Genomic DNA, 4,634 nt, shown 5'->3' with positions numbered 1-4,634 from the left:
CTCGATCCCGGCAATTTATTCGGTGAAGAAGGCCAACAGTTCCAACGGATCAGCTTGGCTTGTACCACTGCGGTCTTAACCGCTGCCCTTGAACGCTTAGCCAAAAAAGTAAAGGAGCTACCTCATGATTAATACTAACGATTTAACCAAAAAAATAGCCGAACTCGATCCTTATATGCGTGAAACCCGCGGTTATTTACACCAGCACCCAGAAGTCTCATCCAATGAATGGCAGACTCGCGAATTTTTAAAAGCAGAAGTTACCAAATTAGGCCTACCAATTACCGACGTTCCAACCACTGGTTTCTATGCCATCTTGGACACGAAACGGGAAGGAAAAACAGTGGCCTTGCGAACGGACATTGATGCCCTGCCAATTTTAGAACAGCCCACTAACCTGAAAGGGCCACGTAAGTGGCTCTCGGAAGTTGAGGGGGTCTCTCATATGTGTGGTCATGATGGCCATATGGCGGTTTTACTCGCTGCCATGCGTTTATTAGTTGAGATCAAAGACGAACTATCTGGACGGATTATGTTCTTGTTTGAAGAAGGCGAAGAAATTGGCTCAGGGATTGAGGCCATGATTGAGAGTCTTCAACCCTTAGGCATTGACGCGATTTATGGCACCCATTTGACCGCCTTTATGCCAACGGGTCAAATCTGTTTGGATGGTGGCCCGCGAATGGCCGGAGCAGCGGTGATTGACTTTGAAGTGGTCGGTCGCTCTGGTCATGGCTCTCGTCCTGATTTATCCATTAACCCGATTTTCGCCGCCGCCAATGTTCTAACTGGCCTGACGAGTGCGTGGGCCAATCAGTTGGATGTCAGTAAGACGGTAACCCTTGGGTTAACTCAATTCCATGCAGGGAGTGCCAACAATGTGATTCCTGATACGGCTTATATTGGGGGAAGCTTACGGTATTTTGATGTGGCAGAAGGGCATAAAGCAATGGCCGTCTTGAAGGAAGTCGCAGAACACACAGCGGCCGCTCATAAGTGCACCATTCGTTACTTGGACGGTATGCGCTTTGCCACGATTCCCGTCTTAAATGATCCCTTACTCGCCGAGATTGCACGACTAGGCGTCGAAGACCTGTATCCAGACAAGCTGGTAGAAGATATTCAATGGTACGCCTCTGAGTCTTTTTCGCACTATGCCAAAGTCGCGCCGAGTGTTTTTGCCTTTGTAGGAATTGGCAACCCCGAGGTTGGCAGTGGGGCCGAGCATCATAATGATTACTTTGATTTAGATGAGGATGCCTTAGCGTACAGCTTAGGAGCCACGGTGACGTTTGCACTTAATTTTTTAACGGAGTAAGGGAAATGAACAGTGAGCGATCAGGGGAAGTCGTTCACTGTGAAAAGTGGGAATGGCTGTCTAGGATGAGTGAGGGGGAGTGGGGGATTTAACAGTTAACGGATGTTGTTTAATCGATAGCGAAAATACAGCTCATGTCTGGGTTCAGTCGACAAAAGTGATTGGTGGCTTATAGGGGGAACAGCTGATATAACAGTGATTTCGCCAAAAGTTAACCTGTTTGTAAGCTGTCGTCTGAATGACTTTTTAGTAAGTCGCTAGTTGAATAGTATGTTATTAAATGATAAAGAATACTAAAATTTTTCTTTATTGTTAAAAGGTGTTATTTAATTAAAGCGAATAATTTAGCTCATGTCTGGATTCAGTCGACAAAAGTGAGTCATGGATTATAGGGGAATGTTTGATATAACAGTGATTTCTCCAAAATTTAACTTGTTTGTAAGCTGTCGTCTGACTGACTTTTTAATAAGTCGCTAGTTGAATAGCATGTTATTAAATGATAAGAGATGCTAGTTTCTTCTCAATAGTTAAACACTGTTGTTTAATTAAAGTGTAAAATATGGCTCATGTCTGGATTCAGTCGACATAAGTGATTGATGGATTATAGGGGGAATGTTTGATATAACAGTGATTCCGCCACAATTTAACCTGTTTGTAAGCTGTCGTCTGACTGACTTTTTAGTAAGTCACTAGTTGGATAGCATGTTATTAAATGATAAAAAATACTAGATTTTTTATCATTTTTAAAAGTTGTTATTTAATTAAAGTGTAAAATACAGCTCATGTCTGGTCTCAGTTGACATAGGCGATTAGTTGGTTGGACGAGAAATGTTGATGTATCAATGAATCGACTAACTAGGAAACTATTTATTCGCTGTCAACTGAAACACTTTTCTGTAAGTTACTAATCGATGATAGTGCTATCTTAACTTGATTAGCGATGAAGACAATAGAAGACTCGTGTTAGGTTATCTTAGTTGACCTAATACGAGCTATCTTGATATCTTTCTTAGCGTATTATTTCTGTTACATGTATCTTGGCTAGGTAGGTGAGGAGATGGTTCTCACTGACAGTGTGGCAAGATAAATTTAATGTACCTGATTCAAAAACGGTCAAGATGGTGCGTTGTGTTCATTCTGACATATTTATTAGTCAATGTAAAAGTGGCTAACTCACGCCTTTTGGTTAATAAAGTTGTTTTTTTTGAGATAAGAATTGTCAAGAAATCGCGTTATATCAAGTGTTACGAAGGTTTTTACTAAGGAGGAACGAGTTAAAAAAGCGTGAGTTAGGCAAGTGAGTCTTTTTATTGCCATCAATTAGACTAGGACGTAGATCAGATCCCTGTTGGAAAGGTGCAGCCAGTCAAAAAGGATTAATTACCAAAAAATCAAAACTAGAGGGGAGGTTACAGTGACTAGAATTTAATTTTATTTTCGATCCGTTTTGCGTTGGATTTTAGTGATTTAGTTCGTTCTCTAACAGCCAATCTCATCATATTTAGCGCCATAATAATTATTCATGACTCCTTTAATCAATTTAAAGCACATTGTTTGGGGTGAGTATGAATTATTGTTTGAAAAGGATGAAACAATGTTTGTTTATAAGCGGAAATATAAAGGTTCAGAATGGTTAGTAGTCGCAAACTTTACTGATAGTGCTCGTCAGTTTTCTATTCTAGAAACCCCTGAATTATCTAAACCGATCATTTCAAATTATAATGAGTCTAGCTACAATCTATCAGACCTAAGTTTAAAACCTTATGAAACATTTGTTGTAGAATTAAGCTAAAAAAGATTATGGGGTGTGTAGCAAAGTTTGAAAAATTGATAGACCATTCCAAATTTCAACTTCCAACCTAAGCAGTATTGAACGGACTCTCAATTTCTCCCCATGGGGGAAAAGTCGAAGAGGGGGAGCGGTAGGATTTCGACTCGTTTTGAAATTAAATGCTAGAAACGGTCATCCAATGATAACCTCTAATTGGGTTCTTTTTTAGCATACGTCTGAGTGACTTAGCCACGATTCACTAGCCTGTTTGCTGAAGCAATACAGGTGTTTTATTTCTGGAAATAGTTGGTATGCTCGCAGCAGTCGTTCAAAAATCCGAAGTCACATGGTATACCTTTTATCAATGTGGAGTTTGTTGGCAAACTTTTCAGGAACTACCAGATGAGCCTGTATATTAAAAAATAAATGAAGAAGCAGGTGACATCTTAGATGAAGATATCACCTGTTTTTTTATGTAATCAGTTACTTCATTTTGGAACAATAATCTCATTATCATTTACGTCTGATATGTCTGACGTTGTAAAAGTTTCTACTGGAAGGTGATAGGAATTTATTGGTAATGACTTATTATCATTATTGCTGTCCTTATTTTTATGTACTGAGCATGAAGTATAAGTAAAATAGAACAACTGATAATAACAAAATTACAGTTACTTTTTTATATTTTTTCAACTAATAGTACCTCCATTATCATAATACTTGAAGTTCTTTTTTACAAATCAAGACTTATTAGATAGTTTGTTATTTCTTTCTGTGTTTTACTGGATGAATTAACTATACTAAGAAATTCTCATTTTTGACATCGGAGCTAACACGATATCACATTTTTTAAATATAGAACATTACTTGAAAGTGGAGTGATTACTTTAAAGTTGATTAATATCAGAAAGATTAAAAATAGAACACTAATTGCTCTCTTTTTCAAACACTAAATCATATGTGCCAAACTTAGTGGGGATGACAGTGACAAAACGATATCCTTTTTTTGAATAGTTTTCGATGATTTCTCTGTGATCTTTAATTCCTCCGACGATATCTAATCCATTGGCATTAACAAATTCGTATTGATATTTTTGCATAATTAATTACCTCGCTTTCTAACAATATTATATCACCAAAAAATTATTAATACGTGGAAGATCAAAAAGTTGTGGATAGACAGTTTTCAGTGTGTTATCGTAATATCAATTTTATTTCCAGTAACAAGCGAGCTAATAATCGAAATTTCAATTATCTCATTAGTTTTATTAGTAGCAGAGTAGATATACTGCATACCATCTTTGCCATGTATTTCACTTTCCGAAAATTTTTCTTTTATTAAAAAAGTTTTATAATCTTCCACAGTGGAGGTCGGTATATTACTAAAATAAAAATAGGAATAATCATCCTTAATTCTTTTTTCTTCTAGATGAATCAATTTCATAATTCATATTTTATTTGAGAATAAACTTTCCCGATTTTAGTTATGTGATTTTTTTTAAGCGACTAATTTCAGTTTGAGAGATAATCTTTCTACCGCAAATC

At 37.2% G+C, this 4,634-nt stretch carries 3 protein-coding genes; 2 read left to right on the top strand and 1 reads right to left on the bottom strand.

The window, feature by feature from the left end:
- The first annotated feature begins 124 nt into the window (after window positions 1-124).
- Window positions 125-1,318, top strand: coding sequence for an amidohydrolase (locus AC5KOD_RS03090; protein ID WP_496913072.1), 1,194 nt, complete (start codon window positions 125-127; stop codon window positions 1,316-1,318).
- A gap of 1,522 nt (window positions 1,319-2,840) precedes the next feature.
- On the top strand, window positions 2,841-3,110 hold the full coding sequence (locus tag AC5KOD_RS03085) for a hypothetical protein (RefSeq protein ID WP_496913071.1): 270 nt from the start codon (window positions 2,841-2,843) through the stop codon (window positions 3,108-3,110).
- A 905-nt stretch (window positions 3,111-4,015) separates the two neighbouring features.
- On the opposite strand, the gene AC5KOD_RS03080 is transcribed toward AC5KOD_RS03085, so the two are convergent.
- The gene (locus AC5KOD_RS03080; protein WP_496913070.1) at window positions 4,016-4,189 is read right to left on the bottom strand and encodes a DUF4177 domain-containing protein; all 174 of its coding nucleotides are present in this window, start codon (window positions 4,187-4,189) and stop codon (window positions 4,016-4,018) included.
- Window positions 4,190-4,634: the final 445 nt, after the last annotated feature.

Source organism: Vagococcus sp. WN80Y (assembly GCF_059621045.1).
The sequence above is the reverse complement of the archived record's forward strand: the minus strand, read 5'-3'. Positions and strand labels throughout refer to the sequence as shown.